Origin of the sequence: Cecembia lonarensis LW9 (genome assembly GCF_000298295.1) — a bacterium.
GTDB classification, from domain to species: domain Bacteria; phylum Bacteroidota; class Bacteroidia; order Cytophagales; family Cyclobacteriaceae; genus Cecembia; species Cecembia lonarensis.
On sequence record NZ_AMGM01000026.1, the window covers coordinates 1 to 18,006 of the forward strand.

The 18,006-nt window shown below is 41.9% G+C and carries 16 protein-coding genes; 10 read left to right on the top strand and 6 right to left on the bottom strand.

Features of this window, described 5'->3' with window-relative positions; translation table 11 throughout:
• Positions 1–380 precede the first annotated feature (380 nt).
• The gene (locus B879_RS09625; RefSeq protein WP_009184981.1) at positions 381–1,451 is read right to left on the bottom strand and encodes a Fic family protein; all 1,071 of its coding nucleotides are present in this window, start codon (positions 1,449–1,451) and stop codon (positions 381–383) included.
• 107 nt (positions 1,452–1,558) lie between these two features.
• On the opposite strand from B879_RS09625, the gene B879_RS09630 reads away from it, so the two are divergent.
• The 9 genes from B879_RS09630 to argH all read left to right on the top strand — a co-directional run bounded on the left by B879_RS09630 (position 1,559) and on the right by argH (position 11,471).
• The gene (locus B879_RS09630) at positions 1,559–2,830 is read left to right on the top strand and encodes an aminotransferase class V-fold PLP-dependent enzyme (RefSeq protein WP_009184982.1); all 1,272 of its coding nucleotides are present in this window, start codon (positions 1,559–1,561) and stop codon (positions 2,828–2,830) included.
• 348 nt (positions 2,831–3,178) lie between these two features.
• Positions 3,179–3,856, top strand: coding sequence for a GNAT family N-acetyltransferase (locus B879_RS09635; protein ID WP_009184983.1), 678 nt, complete (start codon positions 3,179–3,181; stop codon positions 3,854–3,856).
• Between the two features lie 42 nt (positions 3,857–3,898).
• Positions 3,899–5,095, top strand: a complete 1,197-nt coding sequence (locus B879_RS09640; protein ID WP_009184984.1) for an argininosuccinate synthase — start codon at positions 3,899–3,901, stop codon at positions 5,093–5,095.
• Positions 5,082–6,050: an N-acetyl-gamma-glutamyl-phosphate reductase gene (argC, locus tag B879_RS09645; protein WP_009184985.1), complete on the top strand. Its 969-nt coding sequence runs from the start codon at positions 5,082–5,084 to the stop codon at positions 6,048–6,050. Before B879_RS09640 ends, argC begins: the two co-directional genes overlap by 14 nt.
• A 10-nt stretch (positions 6,051–6,060) precedes the next feature.
• Entirely contained in the window at positions 6,061–7,191 is a 1,131-nt protein-coding gene (locus B879_RS09650) for an aspartate aminotransferase family protein (protein ID WP_009184986.1), read from the top strand.
• A 38-nt stretch (positions 7,192–7,229) separates the two neighbouring features.
• Complete coding sequence (locus B879_RS09655; RefSeq protein ID WP_009184987.1) at positions 7,230–8,174, top strand: Rossmann-fold NAD(P)-binding domain-containing protein; 945 nt, start codon at positions 7,230–7,232, stop codon at positions 8,172–8,174.
• A 40-nt stretch (positions 8,175–8,214) separates the two neighbouring features.
• On the top strand, positions 8,215–9,015 hold the full coding sequence (argB, locus tag B879_RS09660) for an acetylglutamate kinase (protein ID WP_009184988.1): 801 nt from the start codon (positions 8,215–8,217) through the stop codon (positions 9,013–9,015).
• Between the two features lie 5 nt (positions 9,016–9,020).
• Entirely contained in the window at positions 9,021–10,097 is a 1,077-nt protein-coding gene (locus B879_RS09665) for a M20 family metallo-hydrolase (protein WP_009184989.1), read from the top strand.
• Positions 10,098–10,133: 36 nt separating this feature from the next.
• The gene (gene argH, locus B879_RS09670) at positions 10,134–11,471 is read left to right on the top strand and encodes an argininosuccinate lyase (protein WP_009184990.1); all 1,338 of its coding nucleotides are present in this window, start codon (positions 10,134–10,136) and stop codon (positions 11,469–11,471) included.
• A 164-nt stretch (positions 11,472–11,635) separates the two neighbouring features.
• Here argH and B879_RS09675 read toward each other — a convergent pair whose 3' ends face one another.
• The 5 genes from B879_RS09675 to B879_RS09695 all read right to left on the bottom strand — a co-directional run bounded on the left by B879_RS09675 (position 11,636) and on the right by B879_RS09695 (position 16,551).
• Positions 11,636–12,157 carry a hypothetical protein gene (locus B879_RS09675; protein ID WP_009184991.1) on the bottom strand — a complete coding sequence of 174 codons (522 nt, stop codon included), beginning with the start codon at positions 12,155–12,157 and terminating at the stop codon, positions 11,636–11,638.
• A 12-nt stretch (positions 12,158–12,169) separates the two neighbouring features.
• Entirely contained in the window at positions 12,170–13,465 is a 1,296-nt protein-coding gene (locus B879_RS09680; protein ID WP_009184992.1) for a hypothetical protein, read from the bottom strand.
• Positions 13,466–13,477: 12 nt separating this feature from the next.
• On the bottom strand, positions 13,478–14,053 hold the full coding sequence (locus tag B879_RS09685; RefSeq protein ID WP_009184993.1) for a YceI family protein: 576 nt from the start codon (positions 14,051–14,053) through the stop codon (positions 13,478–13,480).
• 200 nt (positions 14,054–14,253) lie between these two features.
• Positions 14,254–15,924 (bottom strand): DUF6909 family protein, encoded by a 1,671-nt coding sequence (locus B879_RS09690; protein WP_009184994.1) that lies wholly within the window; start codon positions 15,922–15,924, stop codon positions 14,254–14,256.
• A gap of 108 nt (positions 15,925–16,032) precedes the next feature.
• Positions 16,033–16,551 (bottom strand): DinB family protein, encoded by a 519-nt coding sequence (locus B879_RS09695; RefSeq protein ID WP_009184995.1) that lies wholly within the window; start codon positions 16,549–16,551, stop codon positions 16,033–16,035.
• Between the two features lie 68 nt (positions 16,552–16,619).
• On the opposite strand from B879_RS09695, the gene B879_RS09700 reads away from it, so the two are divergent.
• The gene (locus tag B879_RS09700; protein ID WP_009184996.1) at positions 16,620–17,972 is read left to right on the top strand and encodes a M28 family metallopeptidase; all 1,353 of its coding nucleotides are present in this window, start codon (positions 16,620–16,622) and stop codon (positions 17,970–17,972) included.
• Positions 17,973–18,006: the final 34 nt, after the last annotated feature.

The window sequence follows — 18,006 nt, forward strand, 5'->3', positions numbered from 1 at the left end:
TAAAATCAACCGGTTGATACAGGGGAAGCTATGTGTGCTATCTTCTCCTATGTGGTTAAAAAAAAATCTGCCAGAAATGTCCCTCTGAGGTAGAGAGGGATAAATCTTCAATGACTGTCATTTCTTTTTTTGAACATTTTCTTAATTGTTGAATTCTACCATTGACGGATATATAATCTCCCCCTCGGCAGGCTCAGGGGCCGGAAGGTTTGGTTTTTAATTTGTCATATCCTTTCTGTATATGCCAAATGCTAAAATCTCAGAATGACGCTACTTAAGTCATTTCAAACCACTTTTGCCTTTTGTCACTTCGACATGCTCACCAAATCGCAGTGCATCGCTTTTGCCTTGGCTCTTGTTCCCACACTTCATCCTGGCCCCTACACCAATTCCAAGTGATGCCTTAAAGAATCAATGACGGTGTCCGCCACCAGATGATAAAACACCTCTGGATTATTATCGACCTGAACGGCCTCCAAGGCCTTGTAATAAGCCAACCTGGAGTCCAGATCTCCCTTCAGATTAGCAATGGTCAGGCCATGCTTCAGCAAAATCAGGTTCATCACCAACCTGCTGGTCCGGCCATTTCCATCAATAAAGGGATGGATACTAACCAAACGCTCATGCATCTCTGCCGCCAAAATGACCGGATGGAGGATTTTCTTCTGAGCATCATAGTGGATGAAATATTCCTCCATCAACTTATCCAATAAATACGGCTGAGGTGGCTCATGGGCACTGCCCGAAATACGAACAGGCACACTCCTGTATCGGCCCGCATTATCTCGATCTATACCCTTTAGGATCAAATAGTGCAATTCCATCAGAACCCTGGGACCATAGTCCATCTGATCACTCACCAACTGCTCCAAGTAGGCCACTGCTTCTGCGTGATTGATGGCCTCCAAGTGCTCTCGCATGGACTTCCCTCCTATGGTAATCCCCTCATTGACCACCAAATGGGTCTCTTGTAAGGTAAGGGTATTGCCTTCGATTCTATTGCTCTCAAAGGTATACGCCAACATGAAATATTCCTGCAACTTTCGTAATTGGGTACCTGCCAAAGGCTTTTTGGAGAGCCATTCCTCCTTTAAAGTATCAATCTGCTTTAATTTTTCCTGAATCCCGGCACTCAAGCCCTGCATTTGTAGGGCTTTGTGGCTACTCAAATACTCCAGCCTGGACTCAACTAATGCTAAAATCTCTACCGCATCTTTCTCGTCCTCAAGTAGCTGATAGATCTTGTCTACCAACCATAGCTTTCTTAATGCGTCAAAAGGAAGATCCAAAGCCAAAGCCAAGGCCTTGAGATTCTCCTCTGTAGGCCTCCTTACCCCTTTTTCAAATTTTGAAACCAAGGCCGGATCTATTTTGGCTTCAAAGGCAAGCTGTCTTACCACCCAACCCTTTTGAAATCTTCTTTCGGTCAAAGCTTTTGCTAAAGTCTTCATTTTTGTAGACATTTTTATTGTTGACAAATTTAATCAACAAAATTCGTGTTTTTAATTTTTTTTACCATTTTTTTTCCACAAATTGGAAAGCAAACCCCGGATACCCCATGAACAAAAGAGCATTTCTTAAAAGTCTGGCATTTACAAGCTTTGCCTCTTCCGCATCATTCCAGGCCTTATCCAAAACAATTGAGGCTTATGCCCATATTCCTCCAGCAAGGCTGGCAAAGGATGAGAACTTTTGGGCTGAAATCAGAGGTGGCTATAAACTCAAACCGGATTATATCAATTTGGAAAACGGCTATTATTGTTTTATTCCCCAAGAAACGCTGGAAGGATACATAGACTGGATCAGGGAAATCAACTACCAAGGCTCTTGGTATTTCAGAACCGTCCAATGGGACAACAAAGACAAAGCGGCTGCAAGATTGGCTGCCCAATTTGGTGGAACTGAAGATGAAGTAGCCATTACCCGAAATGCCACAGAATCTCTGGACATCATTATCTCAGGATACCCTTGGGAAAAAGGAGATGAGGCGGTTTTTGCACACCAAGATTACGGAAGTATCAAAAACATGTTTGAACTGGTGTCCAGGCGCTATGGCATGGTCAACAAAATTGTGGACATCCCCCTCCACCCCCAATCTGATGAGGAAATTGTAAAAATCTACGAAGAGGCCATCACGCCCAACACCAAACTGATCATGGTCAGCCATATGATCAATATCACCGGTCAGATCCTCCCGGTAAAAAAAATCTGTGACATGGCCCATAGCAAAGGCGTAGAAGTCATGTTGGACGGCGCACACTGTATCGCCCATTTTGATTTTAAAATAGATGATTTGGGTTGTGACTACTATGCCTGCAGCCTGCACAAATGGCTAAGTGTACCATTAGGTGCAGGGTTATTGTATGTCAAAAAAGACAAAATCAATAAAATCTGGCCCCTGATGGCTCCTTATGAATTGGATCATCCCAATATCAAAAACCTTAACCATACCGGGACCCATCCAGTGGCAACTGACCTGGCAGTAAACAACGCAATCGATTATTTTGAGAAAATCGGTGCCAAACGCAAAGAGGAAAGGTTGCGCTACCTGCAATTATATTGGTCCGATCAAGTAAGGGACATTCCCGGGGTCTTGCTCAATACCCCCGCTGATCCCAGCAGAAGTTGTGGCATTGCCAATGTGGGCATTAAGGGATTGGAACCTAATGAAATGGCCAAAATTTTATTGGACAAATACGGCATTTATACCGTTGGAATTAAATACGCTGGCGTATATGGATGTAGGATTACCCCAAATATTTATACCACTCCAGAAGAACTGGATGTATTTGTCGAAGCCATAAAAGAAATGGCTTCAGGGGCATCCTGACAGTACCTTACTGCCATAAAAAGGATAAATCCATAACTCTGCTAAATAATCCTTACCAATACTTGCATTTTATTTCAAACCTTGCAACCTTTACATCGTATTTTGAATTAAATGCAAAACCTAAACAACATAGCGCAATATTTACTGCCCACTTCAGCATATGCTGTTGTTGTGTCTATGTTATTTTTGGCTCCTTTGAGGAGATTTAGGAACAGCTTCAGGGCGACGTCCCTGTAATATATTATGGTGTCCTACGTGGAAGGCCGACAATAGCATAATTCCCCATATCATTCTATTTAACCCAAACGCTCACTGAGCAAAGCATCTATTTATTCCAAATTGAATTAAATGGAAAATCATTCCTTTATCATACAACCCGCAACAGAAAAACATCTGAATTACGCGGAAACCATAACCCAGGAGATGGAACAATCTGCTAAAGCTAGAGGCACTGGCATTGCCAAGCGTTCCCCCGAATACATCAAAACCAAGATGCAGGAAGGTAAGGCAGTGATTGCTTTAACCAAAGATGGCGTTTGGGCTGGATTTTGTTATATTGAGGCTTGGGGCCATGGTAAATTTGTGGCCAATTCAGGCCTTATTGTAGCACCTGAATTCCGAAAATACGGCTTGGCACGTCAGATCAAAAGTGAAGTATTTAAGCTCAGCCGTTTAAAATATCCTGATGCAAAAATATTTGGTCTGACCACCGGTGCTGCAGTCATGAAGATCAATTCAGATTTAGGCTACGTTCCTGTTTCTTACTCAGACCTTACGGAAGATGAAGAATTCTGGAAAGGGTGCAACAGCTGTATCAATGTAGAAATACTAAAGTCAAAAAGCCGGCAAAACTGCCTTTGCACGGCTATGCTTTACGATCCCTCCAGAAAAGCCAAGACCGAAGAGGTAGCCTTACGCAATGATTTCAAAAAGAACCTGAAATTATTTGAAAGGTGGACCAGGCTGAAAAAGGCCATCATGCTGAATATCAAAAAAACCAAGAACAAAACCTTAAGCATATTTTAAACCCGAAAGCTATTCCTGGCTTTCCCTACAACCTTTAAAAAAATGAAAAAAGTCGTATTAGCGTACAGTGGAGGTTTGGATACCACCTTTTGTGCATTGCACCTTTCCAAAGACCTCGGGTACGAAGTACATGCCGTCCTGATCAATACAGGCGGTTTTTCTCCAGATGAGTTGAAGGATATAGAAATTAGGGCCAATGGACTCGGTATCGCCTCCTTTGTCATCTTGGATGTGACCAAAACCTATTACCAGGAAGTCATCAAATTCCTGATCTTTGGAAATGTCCTTAAAAACCAAACCTACCCCCTTTCTGTGAGTGCAGAAAGGATCTTGCAAGCCAAAACCTTGGCCGAGTATGTCAAAAAAATCGGCGCCAAATCAGTGGCCCATGGCAGTACCGGGGCAGGGAATGACCAGGTACGTTTTGACATGATTTTCCAGACCATTATCCCGGATATAGAAATCATCACCCCTATTCGGGACTTGAAATTAAGCAGGGAAGAAGAAATAGACTACCTCAAAAAACATGGGGTATCCATGAATTTTGAAAAAGCTGCCTATTCCATCAACAAAGGCATTTGGGGAACCTCTGTGGGGGGAAAAGAAACCCTTACTTCCAACCAAACTTTGCCTGAAGCTGCCTGGCCTACCCAAGTCAGCAAAACAGCAACAGAAGAGATGACCATAGTATTTGAAAAAGGGGAAACCAAAGCTGTAAATGGGATCATCTATGACAACCCAGTAGAAGCCATTCAAAAAATCCAAGAAATTGCAGCCCCATTTGGCATAGGCAGGGATATCCATGTAGGGGATACCATCATAGGCATTAAAGGCAGGGTTGGTTTTGAAGCGGCAGCCCCCTTGATTATCATTAAGGCCCACCAACTTTTGGAAAAACACTGTTTGACCAAATGGCAAACCTTTTGGAAAAACCAAATTTCAGAATTTTACGGTAACCATCTCCATGAAGGGCATTACCTGGATCCAGTAATGAGGGACCTGGAAGCCTTTTTGGAAAGCACCCAAGAATTTGTCAGTGGTAAGGTAAAAGTATTGCTCCACCCCTACCGCTTCCAAATGGTGGGCATTGAATCCTCTCATGACCTTATGGCTTCTAAGTTTGGAAGTTATGGGGAAATGAACAAAGGATATACCGCAGAAGACGTCAAAGGCTTTACCAGAATTTTAGGTAACCAAACAGCCATTTTCCACCAAGTCAACCACCATGAAGAAAATTAAAACAGCCATTATCGGTGCAGCCGGATATACAGGAGGAGAATTGCTCAGGCTCCTCGTTCATCATCCTGCCTGCGAGCTGATATACGTACATAGCAATAGTCAAAAAGGGAAAAAAGTCACCAAAGTACATCCAGATCTGATTGGAGAAACAGAGTTGGTATTTACAGATGAAGTACAGACGGAAGGCATAGAAGCCTTGTTTCTGGGCCTTCCGCATGGACAGACCAAAGGATTTTTGGAAAAACATGCGTTTCCCAAAGATACGGTCATCATAGACCTAAGTACAGATTTCAGGGATGAAAGCAATGGTTTTACCTACGGTCTTCCTGAAGTGAACAAAGACAAAATTAAACAGGCAAAAAAAATAGCCAATCCCGGTTGTTTCGCTACAGGTATTCAATTGGCCCTAGCGCCTGCAGTAGCAGCGGGATGGACAAAAGACAGCATTCACATCACAGGAATCACGGGAAGTACCGGTGCAGGAAAAGCCTTAAGTGAAACCACCCACTTCAGTTACAGAACAAATAACATATCGGTTTATAAGCTTTTCAATCACCAGCACTTAAAAGAAATCGGGCAGACTTTTAGACAGATAGAGTCAGACTTCCAGCAGGAATTGCTCTTTGTACCTTATAGAGGAAATTTTACCCGAGGCATTTGGATTACTGCTTATTTTCCATTTGAGGGTACTTTAGACGAAGCCACAAACAGCTACCGTTCTTTTTATCAGGAAGCCCCATTTACTTGGGTATCTGAAGCTGATATTGATCTAAAACAGGTGGTTAACACCAATAAATGCCTGCTCCATTTGAAAAAGGAAAAAGGAAACCTGATAATTTATGCTGCCATAGACAACCTTTTGAAAGGTGCTTCGGGACAAGCTGTACAGAATTTCAACCTGGCATTTGGATTGGAAGAAAGACTTGGACTCAACCTAAAAAGTATCGCATTCTAACCCATTAGCTATGAACTTGTTTGACGTATATCCATTAATGGATGTTACTCCTGAAAAAGCGCAAGGAGCAACAATCTGGGACAATAAAGGAGAGGAATATCTGGACCTTTATGGAGGGCATGCGGTGATCTCAATAGGACACAGCCATCCCCATTTTAATCAAAGGATCAAGGAGCAATTGGATAAAATCTGCTTTTATTCCAATTCTGTTCAAATCCCTATTCAGAAAGCGTTGGCAGAAAAACTTGGAGAACTTTCCGGTTACCCTGATTACCAGCTTTTTTTATGCAATTCCGGTGCCGAGGCCAATGAAAACGCTTTGAAGCTCGCATCTTTTGCTACAGGAAAATCCGGCTTTATCAGTTTTTCAGGTGCTTTCCATGGAAGAACAGCCGGTGCGGTGGTATTAACGGACAATCCCAAAATCATTGCACCTTCCAATGAAAGGGCTGATGCCCACATTTTGCCCTGGAATGACCTTCACGCTGTAGAAAGTCAGTTGAAGAAGGGAAATATTGCTGGAATCATCATTGAAGGTATTCAAGGGGTCGGAGGCATCCATGTACCGGACGCTCAATTTCTGAAGCAACTGGCTGTCTTATCCAAAAGTTACGGCACCAAACTCATCCTTGACGAAGTTCAATCCGGTTATGGCCGTACTGGCAAGTTTTTTGCGCACCAATGGGTAGAAGGCTTAGCACCAGACCTGATTACAATGGCAAAAGGCATGGGCAATGGCTTTCCCATTGGGGGAGTGTTGATCCACCCGGATATAAAAGCCTCTTATGGGCTTTTGGGCACCACCTTTGGAGGCAACCACCTTGCCTGTGCCGCAGGTTTGGCAGTCTTGGAGGTAATAGAACAAGAAAATCTGATGCCGCATGCACTGAAAATGGGCGATTATCTCATCCAAGCTTTAAAGGAAATTCCCGGCATCAGAGAGGTGCGTGGAATCGGATTGATGATAGGAATAGATCTGGACAGAGACGCTGCTCCAGTACGTTCTGAATTAGTAAAAAAATACAAAATTTTTACTGGCAGTTCATCAGGTAAACAGACCATTCGTTTGCTGCCTCCTTTAACTATTAAAACAAATGAACTATATTCGTTTTTGGAAAGTTTAAAGAAAATATTAAACTGAGACTGCCCCTTCCAGTATGGGGACAACCTATCAGAATTATGAAGTATTTTACAAAATTTGATTCCAAGGCAGTTGCCGATCTACTCATAGAAAAAGCATTGTTTTACAAGACCAACAGCCGTGTGGACCTGAACAAAGGTTCCGGAAAAAGGATCGGTTGTATTTTCTTAAACCCATCCTTAAGGACGCGGGCCAGTACCCAAATTGCTGCGCTGAACTTGGGAATGGAACCCATTGTCATGAATATGGACAAAGAAGGATGGGCTTTGGAGATGAAAGAAGGTGCAGTGATGAATAAGGGTACCGTGGAGCATATCAAAGATGCTGCAGCAGTACTTGGTTCGTATTTCGACATTTTGGCAATCAGGGCATTTCCCAGCCTAACCAATAAGCAAGAAGATATTGAAGATTTTATTTTCAACCAGTTTGTCAAATATTCCGGAGTACCTGTCATCAGCTTGGAAAGTGCCATCAGGCATCCCCTGCAAAGCCTTGCAGATATGATCACCATTCAAGAGCAATGGAAGGGCACTAAAAAACCAAAGGTAGTCTTGACTTGGGCACCCCATATCAAGGCCATACCCCATGCCGTGGCCAACTCTTTCACAGAATGGGCATTAGGCTGTGGGCATGAACTGACCATAACGCATCCCCAAGACTATCATCTTGACCCACAATTCACAAAAGGTGCAAAAATTGAACTCGACCAACATAAAGCTTTGGAAGATGCTGATTTCGTCTATGTGAAAAACTGGTCAGGTTTTAATGATTATGGGAAAATAGTCACGACTGACAGTGCATGGATGCTGACAGAAAAGCACCTAAAACATGCTAAAAATGCCAAGGTTATGCACTGTCTGCCAGTACGAAGAAACTTAGAACTATCTGATGAAATACTGGACGGAAAGAGAAGCATCATACAGCAACAGGCCGAAAATAGAATTTATGCCGCGCAAGCGGTCATTAGCCAAATTTTAGGCTAATACAACAACTTTAACTACTAATAAACCAACTACACTACCCATGAATGTAAGCATCATTAAAATCGGAGGCAATGTCATCGACTTTCCTGAAAAGTTGGATGAATTCCTTTACCTTTTCGCTAGGTTTCCAGGCAAAAAAATCCTGGTTCACGGAGGGGGAATTATGGCATCCAAATTTGGGGAAAGCCTTGGTGTCATGCCTGAAATGGTAGACGGCAGAAGAATCACCGACAAAGACACGCTAGATATCGTCACCATGGTTTATGCCGGACTCATCAACAAACAGATCGTAGCCAAATTGCAGGGTTTGAAACAAAATGCCTTGGGAATGACCGGAGCTGACGGCAACCTGATCCGTTCCATCAAAAGACCTGTCAAAACCATTGATTATGGTTTTGTAGGAGATATTAAGGAAGTTAATGTTGACCTCATCAAAACCTTGCTGGATGCTGACATCATCCCTGTAGTCAGTGCCATTACCCATGATAAAAAAGGACAGTTACTCAATACCAATGCAGACAGCATTGCTTCAGAGTTGGCGACCAATCTATCCAAAAAGCTTAACGTGAACCTCTATTATTGCTTCAACAAAGCAGGCGTTTTGATCGATGAAAAAAATGAAAGTTCCATCATACCACTCATCAATGAGGATATCTACGCAGAGCTGAGAAAAGAAAACGTGATTCACTCCGGCATGATCCCTAAATTAGATAATGCATTTACCGCACTTCACAAAGGTGTCAACCATGTTTGGATAGGTAAAGCAGAGAATTTATTACTGGCCGCAAAGGGAAAACTTTCAGGTACAAGCATTGAGAGGCACAAGTACGACTTGTATTGAAATTTATGGACAATTTGGTGCAGGAACTGACAGATAAGGCCATTGCCTTACTCCAATCCCTCATTGAAACACCTTCACTGAGTAAAGAGGAACATCTTACCGCTGACCTGATTGAGGCTTTCTTGACGGAGCATGGCGCTGTTTGCTTTAGGAAAGGAAACAATGTCTGGGCTTTCTCGAAAAGAAAGTGGGAAAACAAGCCCTACATTTTACTCAATTCGCACCACGATACCGTTAAGCCCAATTTAGGATATACCAAAGACCCATTTAAGGCCATTATAGATGATGGTAAACTCTTTGGCCTGGGCAGTAATGATGCCGGAGGTTGTCTGGTAAGTCTTTTGGCCACCTTCCTCTATTTTTATGAAAAAGAACTCCCCTTTAATCTGATCATGGCCGCTACGGCCGAAGAAGAAATTTCCGGGAAAAATGGAATTGAAAGCATCCTTTCTGAACTTCCGGATCTGAAACTGGCCATTGTAGGGGAACCTACGCTTATGCAGATGGCCGTTGCCGAAAAAGGATTATTGGTAATTGACGCCAGAGTTACTGGCAAAGCGGGGCATGCAGCAAGGGAAGAAGGAGAAAATGCCCTTTACAAAGCTTTAGATGACCTAAATGCTATCAGAGATTATCAATTCAAAAGGATTTCACCCTATTTAGGGAAAAGTAAAGTTACAGCCACCATCATTCAATCAGGTGATCAGCACAATGTCGTGCCTGATCTTTGTACCTACACCTTGGACGTAAGGGTGACAGATGCATACACCTTAGAAGAGGCTATGGAGGAATTGAGAATTGTTCTCAAGGCAGAACTTCATCCCAGATCTTTGCGGCTGAACTCTTCAAAAGTTCCTGATGGACACCCTATACTAAAAGTAGGGGAAATCTTAAACCTTGAAAAATATGGGAGTCCTACCCTATCTGATCAGGCACTTATCCCCTTTCCATCTATAAAAATCGGCCCGGGAGATTCTGCCAGGTCACATACCGCTGACGAATTCATTTATATCAATGAAATTAAAAATGGAATCATTGGCTATATTCGCTTATTGGAAACCTACGCAGAATTGGTAAAATAAAAGTAACCCTAGACAATTAAAAAGAATAATTCAAGCATGAAGCTCTGGCAAAAAAACACAAGTGCAAAGAAAGAAGTCGAACAATTCACCATTGGAAGGGATCCTGAATTTGATATCATTTTAGCCCCTTTCGATGTTTTGGGATCCATGGCCCATGCCATCATGCTTAAGAAAATCGGACTTTTGACACAAGGAGAACGGGAGCTTTTGCTCAAAGGCTTAAAGGACATTTACTTTGAAATTGAAAAAGGTCAGTTTACCATCGAAGAGGGTGTGGAGGATGTACATTCTCAAGTTGAATTTTTATTGACACAAAGATTGGGTGAAGTAGGGAAAAAGCTACACAGCGGCAGGTCTAGAAACGATCAGGTCCTGGTAGATCTGAAACTATTTTACAGGGCTGCCATAAGGGAAATCACAGAAGCAAGCATAGAATTATTTACGTTATTAACTGAATTGGCCGATAAGCACAAAGCAGATCTGATGCCTGGATACACCCATACCCAATTGGCTATGCCTTCATCATTTGGATTATGGTTCGCTTCTTTTGCGGAGAGCTTAGCCGAAGACATGGATCTCCTGTACGCTGCTTACAAGTTGTCCAATAAAAACCCCTTAGGTTCCGCCGCAGGCTATGGTTCTTCCTTTCCCCTGAACAGGACCTTGACCACCCAACTATTGGGCTTTGAGGACCTGCACCACAACGTGATCAACGCACAAAACAGTCGGGGAAAAACAGAAAAAAACCTTGCTTTTGCCATGGCAGGCATAGCTGGAACCTTAAACAAACTGGCAGCAGATGTCTGTATTTTCATGAATCAGCATTTCGGTTTCATCAGCTTCCCGGACAATCTGACCACAGGAAGTAGCATCATGCCCCATAAGAAGAACCCGGATGTATTTGAATTGATTAGGGCTAAAACCAATCAGATACAGGCCATTCCCAATCAGGCTACCTTACTTTTGACTAACATGACCACAGGGTATCACAGGGACCTGCAATTGCTCAAAGAGTCTATTTTCCCTGGAATAGATAGCCTTTTGGATTGCCTACGGATGAGTACTTTCATGTTGAAAGAAATAAAAATCAAAGAAAATATCCTCAAAGACGACATGTATCAGTATGTCTTCAGTGTGGAAGTGGTCAATGATTTGGTTTTGCAGGGCATGCCGTTCAGAGATGCCTACAAAAAAGTAGGATTGGATATTGAAGCCGGAAATTTCCAGCCCGACCAAAGCAAAGTTAACCACAGCCACGAAGGAAGTATTGGCAACCTTTGTTTGGAAGAAATTAAAGGAAAAATGCAGGTTGCACTGGACCAGTTTGATTTTAATAAAGTTTCCAAAAAAATCGAGGGACTTCTCGCCCATTGACAGATAGGAGTAACCGTCACCCTGAGTGAAGCGAAAGCCTGCCCCGATGCTTTCGGGGGGTCTCCTATTTTATGGGAGATACTTCGACTCCGCAAGCTCCGCTCAGCATGACGTTTCAATAACTGTCATTTCTTTTTCTGAACATTTTCCTAAATGTTGAATTCTCAGAATGACAGATTGAACTCCAGCTTCAATTCCTCTTCTACCTTAACGAGGCCGCCAAGTTTCTTTGGCGCTTCCAATTCAAGTTCATTAAAGCTGAGTACAAGATTGGCACGAATACCATCTGCCACTCTTTTTAGCGGCAGGTCTTTATAATGGAGTTTTTTACCAACTATGTCTACGGAAAGGTCACAGGAATAATGTCCGTAATTGGATTTAAGGTTCTTCACTCTTACCCTTGCATGAGGATAATCCTCCGCTTTGATGGTTTTCCGGAAATCACGGTTCAACAAAAAATTACCGCAGGAAAATTCTTGGACTGGTATATCAAAAACAAGTTCTTTGGACTTTAAGGGAGAGTCAATAATAAGCGTGTCCTTCAAGCTATTTTTTGCATAGTCACAATCGAATCCACCAATAGAGGTCTGACCACTGACGGTGATCATTTTTTTGGTTACTACGACCTCCCTTTCTTCTTTATAAGGATTCAAAAGGACCAGGAAAAGCGCTAAAAGGACACGCATATGATCATTATTTTAGAAGCCTATCACACCTTCAATCATCAAGCCATTGAATTTGCCACCATTTCTGATATCACTTGCGGCAAAGCCATTGTAGTTTTGGCTCACGTACTCTAATTTAGCCAAGATATTTTTGGTAACAAACCATCCACCACCTACTTGCACTCGGTCAATACTTGCTTCAAGACCTGAGCCAAAAAGTGTTCCTTCAACCTTATTGTATCTTCCTGCCACATAGAATTTTTCATGGGTTCCAAATCTATACACCAGGTCTGTTCCGATTTGATTCCAGGTTCTATTGTCTGCCTCACCTCTTGCTGAACCGGTTGTTCTTTCAAAGTTACCGAAGAATTCCAAACCATGGAATTTCACGAAGGGATTGATTACCCAAGCTGTGATATTATCTGTCTGATTCGGGTTAAACCTACCTGAAGTAAAATTACCTGCTGTAGAAGCCAAGGTGTTTTCCATCACCATGTAGTACCTGGAACCTGCCCTGTCACCTCCCCATAGGGTATTTCTCTGAGAACCTGAAGTGGTATAGATAGAACCTGTCAACCTAACCCTGAGGTCATCCGCAACCATGTTGTCATAACCAAATTTACCAATAAAATTGGGATTTCTATTGGCCGGATTGGTTACACCGCCCTGGATTTCACCACCGGTAACAGCCACCATAGCCAACCAGCCCTTATTTTGGAAGAATAATTCACCCCCAACTTCTGTGGTAAAGGCGTCCATGATATAGTTACCTACAAATGGATTCCACATGGCATTGCCATTATCTGATCTTCTAAAGTGGGCATCACCGTAGTTGATTTCCATGTGCCCCACACGAAGGGTTAAATATTTATTGAACCAATCTTGCTCACCTAAACCAAGGAAGTCCAATTTATCTACTTGAATAAAACCTCCTTTAACCCATGCTTCAGGATGGTGACGGGAAGAAAGGTAAGTAATTAAGTTCAAGCGCACACCATCTGCCAGGGCCACATCAATATTTAGGTTAGCGGTAGCCAAGTTAGTTCCTGCTCCAATTTCCATCAATTGATTCAGGTTAACACCATTGGGATTTAAATTGGGTGAAGCTGTATTAGAGTGGCTTAGGTTTTGCCATTGCTGGGCAAAATGGCCACCAATCCTTACCCGCATACCATCAAAAGCAACGGTATCTTCTTTTCCGGTTTCGAAAATATTCAAACCTCTTTGGTCATAAGGTCTCCAGAATTGCATGTCTCTCTGAAGTCCCTGAGCCATACCGGATACAACAAATCCGATTAAGGCAATCGCGGTAAAAATTATCTTTTTCATAGTTATGGGATTTTAATTATTTGGTTGAAATGTTGTTTTAAATTTTATAGTGATTTCATCTCTTGTCTTGACAGTACCTAAAAGCGCTGTTGGTGGATCAATCGAGAATGTTGTCAATTTTGTATCATAGTTTCCTTCAAATATGATGTTTTTACCACTTTGAGAAACTTTCACTGGAAAACTGGCTGGTTTAGTCACCCCAGCAATGGTAAAGTCACCTTTTGCCTGATAATTTGATCCATTGCCAGTCAATTCCTTCAGTGTGAATTTGACCTCCTTGTTCTTTTTAGTATCCAAGGCTTTGTAAGCATTGGAATCCAATCCTCTGGTTCCACTTTTTAAGCTTTCAGCTTCCATGGTAACTTGAAGATTTTTGATGCCTTTGAATTGGTTACCTTCCATTAAAAACTCTCCTTCGCCTTTGGCTGTATTGGAAGTCATGTCCCAATCATGAAGTGAGGAACCTCCTTCTACTTTCAGTTCAGGGGATGGTCCCAATACATATTTTGTTTGAGCTTTTGCAACTTCTATAAGACCAAACATCAGCGTAAGGATCAAAACGGGTATTAAGGTTTTTGTAAATTTCATAATCTTATCCGGTTAATTGATAGCACAAATTTGGAAACAAAGAGCCTAATACATCATGACGAAAATCATATTCCACTATGATTAAAGGCACAACTAAAAAAGTCATAAAATAGCGATATAAACAGAAAAACCTCCTTCTGAAATCAGAAGGAGGTTTTTTAAATTATTATTCTTGCAAAAGAATTTTTTGTATAAATTCTTTATATAAACAACTTTTGTAAAATTTTATAAGTAATCAGATAAGTAGGTTTCACCCCATCCATACCCAATGCACCAGAAGCTAGGGTACTTCCTGTCTCCAAAGGATTATCCGAAGCATAATAGGCATACATGACTTTGACATTCTTTTTAATACTCTGTCTGATCCGGCTTTCTGATTGAATGGCTTTTTGATAATGCGCACCTTCCATTTCAAGCCCTATGGCTTTCCATGATGATTCCATCAGGTAACTGAGTACATCCTTATTTTGGAGAGAAGTACCTAAGACTGTAAACATTGTGCCTTGGAAAACGCCAAGACCGTGGCCTTCAAAGTCTTTTTTGTTCAGCTCATTTTTGAATGGATAATTGTCCGCCGTTCCTTCAAAAACATGGCTATCAGGGATCATAATATCCCCTTTCCTACCGGTTAAAATACCTGCCTTTCCCATAATAGAGGCTGAAAGTACATTAAGGGGAAAAGATTTGCCATTTTCTAATTCATAAGGCTTCAATAATTCATCAAAACACTCATAAGCCTGTTCTCCAAAAGCATAATCCATCACAAGAATTACAGGCCTTTTATTGGGGTCCTCAGGCAATTCACAACCTGAAAGCAAGGTTTTGGCTGACATGGCCGCAGTGTCAAAAAGCTGCACATGTATATTGGTTCCGGATTCATCAAATATTTCAATGAAACCGTTTTCCTGAGCATAATTATAAATTTCTTTGGCTTTGTTTTGTTTTGCGCCAACACTGATGTCCATGGCCACCTTTTCAATTTCTTCAAAGGTACTCAACCCCAATGCCTGATGGCCATAAATGGTATTAAGAAAACTATGCAAATTAGCAGATACAATATGTAAGGGCCTATCTATCAATCCGTGATCAAATAAGACTTTCTTGATTTTATTGGCCCATAACTCCCCATAAACGTGATGACCTACCCTTAAGCGTAATGTGGAAGAAAAAGATATTTCCCTGTCCCTTCCTTCAAAAGTCTCATCCATAGCCAATTTTCCCAAATGGTAAACAATTCTGAAAAGACTATTGGTATGTGGGGAAACTTCAAACTTCTGTACAGCATCATGGGTTTCATCAAAGGTTCTTCCAATCACATGACTGAGATAAGAACAGGCCACCTCTTTGTCAAAATCCTCACCATTTTCTTCCTTGGCCACAATCTTACCAAGCATCTCCCAATTCAAGTCAATCCGCCCTTTGGGATCGGTACTATTGCTTCTGATTTTTTCAGACTCTACATATAAAAAAGTCAAATGGGTCAAAATATCATAAATATCAGACCTTCCTCGTGTCATTTCAACATACATCTGATCCTCATCTACCCTGTAACAGTTTCTTCTGCGCTTGGCAGGCACAATGGCAGGAAAGGTGGAGTTTTCATACCCTTCCCTACTGATCAATCGTATATAACGACATTCTTCGATGCCTCTGGGAAGCCTTTCCATGACATACAAAAGGCCATCCAATTCTATTTTTTCATCCTGGGCCAAAAGGCCATAAATCTCAGGACTTAACACCAAAAGTGAATCCACCAAAGACTCTCCTGAAACGCCCATCGGCTTATAAGAACCTCTCATAAAAAGGTGCCGCATGGTGATATATAGCTTCTCAATCGCCGCTCTGGATTCCTGTGCTCTCGTTCTTTTCATAGTTTATAAAATCATTTTGTAATAGATAAATTCTGCAAAATTAAGCAAAAAAGCCGAATCTGAAGGATTAAACTTTTATTAAATCCTTCATAAATACCAAAAAAAGACCTAAAAATACCTGGTTTTCAATATGTTCAGATGATGCTCTGTATGTCCGGCAATGATGTAAAATAAAGCCCTTACCGAAACTGGACTGTTATTGGCATTGCCTTTAATTGTGTGTGTGGCTTCAGGCAGGTTTTTCAGTAAAGCGAGTAAAGCATACCGCGATGCTTCAAACTCATCCAGTAAACTACCCAAAGAAAGGCCATTGAAAAATCCATTTGATGCATAGGCATTTTCATCATAACCCGGCAAGGCTGCCTGTTCGCCCCTGGCGATACACAATGCCCTATATGCCATGATCCTGTCCGTATCTGTTATATGTCCTAAAAGTTCTTTGCCCGTCCATTTACCGGCAGCATATGCTTTTTGACTCCCTTCTTCACCCAATTGACCGAAAGCTTGCCTGACATCGTCAATTTGATTGCGTAAAACATCGGCTATATTTTTCCCTTTTACAAAAGAAACATAAGACTCGTAATATGGATTGTATTCCCCTGCTTGTGGCTCAGATAATGCGCTCATGTAATATATATTTAAATCATTGGTAGATCCATGTAAATTTAAGCGAATGACATAAGATTTAAGAAAGTATGAGAAAAATTTTAACACTGATCGCTCTTCTAACCCTTACTCAGCTCACCCATGCACAAACACAAATCATCCATAGGGATGGTAAGATTGAAAGTATGGTAAGGGAAATTTCAGCAGAAAACCTGGAAAAATATGTTAGGGATCTGTCTGCATTCAGAACCCGCCACACCCTCAGTGATAATAAACCCAATGAAGGAATCTATGCTTCCCAGAAATATGTCTTGGATCTTTTCAAATCCTTTGAAGGCCAATCAGGAGGACGTTTGAGCTCCTATATCGATACATTTATCATTCCTGCAGACGGAAGAAGGATACCCGAGGACAGCGAATTGGGCAATGTCATGGCAACACTAAAAGGTACAGATCCTCAGGATGATAGGATTTTTATCATTTCAGCGCATATCGACAGTAGGGCTTCCGATGTAATGGACGCTAAAATCGATGCTCCTGGTGCTAATGATGATGGATCAGGCGTAGCAGCGGTAATTGAACTCGCACGTATCATGTCCAAAAAGAGCTTCCCCGCCACCATCATTTTTGTCATCGTCTCAGGGGAAGAGCAGGGTCTAAAAGGCGCTGCTTACCTTGCTGAGAAAGCAAAAAATGAAAATTGGAATCTGGTAGCCATGCTGAACAATGACATGATCGGCAATAGTTTTTCATCGGAAACCAACATCAATGACAATACGCGTGTCAGGATTTTTTCAGAGGGTGTTCCGGTAGCGGAAACAGAAAGAATGGCTGCTATCCGCAGGTACACCAATGGAGAAAATGACAGTAAATCCCGTCAGCTAGCCCGCTACATGAAGGAAGTGGGTGAAAGGTATGTCGACCAATTGGAAGTAAAATTGCTTTACAGAAATGATCGATTCCTTAGAGGAGGAGACCACACGCCATTTGCCCAGCAAGGTTTTACTGCCATCCGTGTGTGTGAAATGAATGAAAACTACTACCAGCAGCATGAGGATGTTCGCGTAGAAAACGGCATACAATACGGTGATTTACCTGAATTTGTGGACTATGAATACATGAGAAAGGTTACCGGTATCAATTTGGCATCTTTGGCTTCGATGGCTACGGCACCATCCGAACCGACAGCAGTTGGCATAGATGTCAGAAGATTAAGCAATACCTCAACATTGAGATGGGAAGCTCCTGAAAAAGGAAAAGCAAAAGGTTACTATGTGCTAATGAGAGAAACCGATGCTTCTATGTGGCAAAAAAAGTTCTATACGGAAGATACCAGCCTGACTATTCCCTATTCCAAGGACAATTATTTCTTTGCCGTTCAGTCTGTGGGTGAAGGAGGGCATGAAAGCATGGCAGTTTTTCCTCAGCCTATTACACGTTAATTACACGTTAAAGCTTCTCGAAATTTGCAATTTC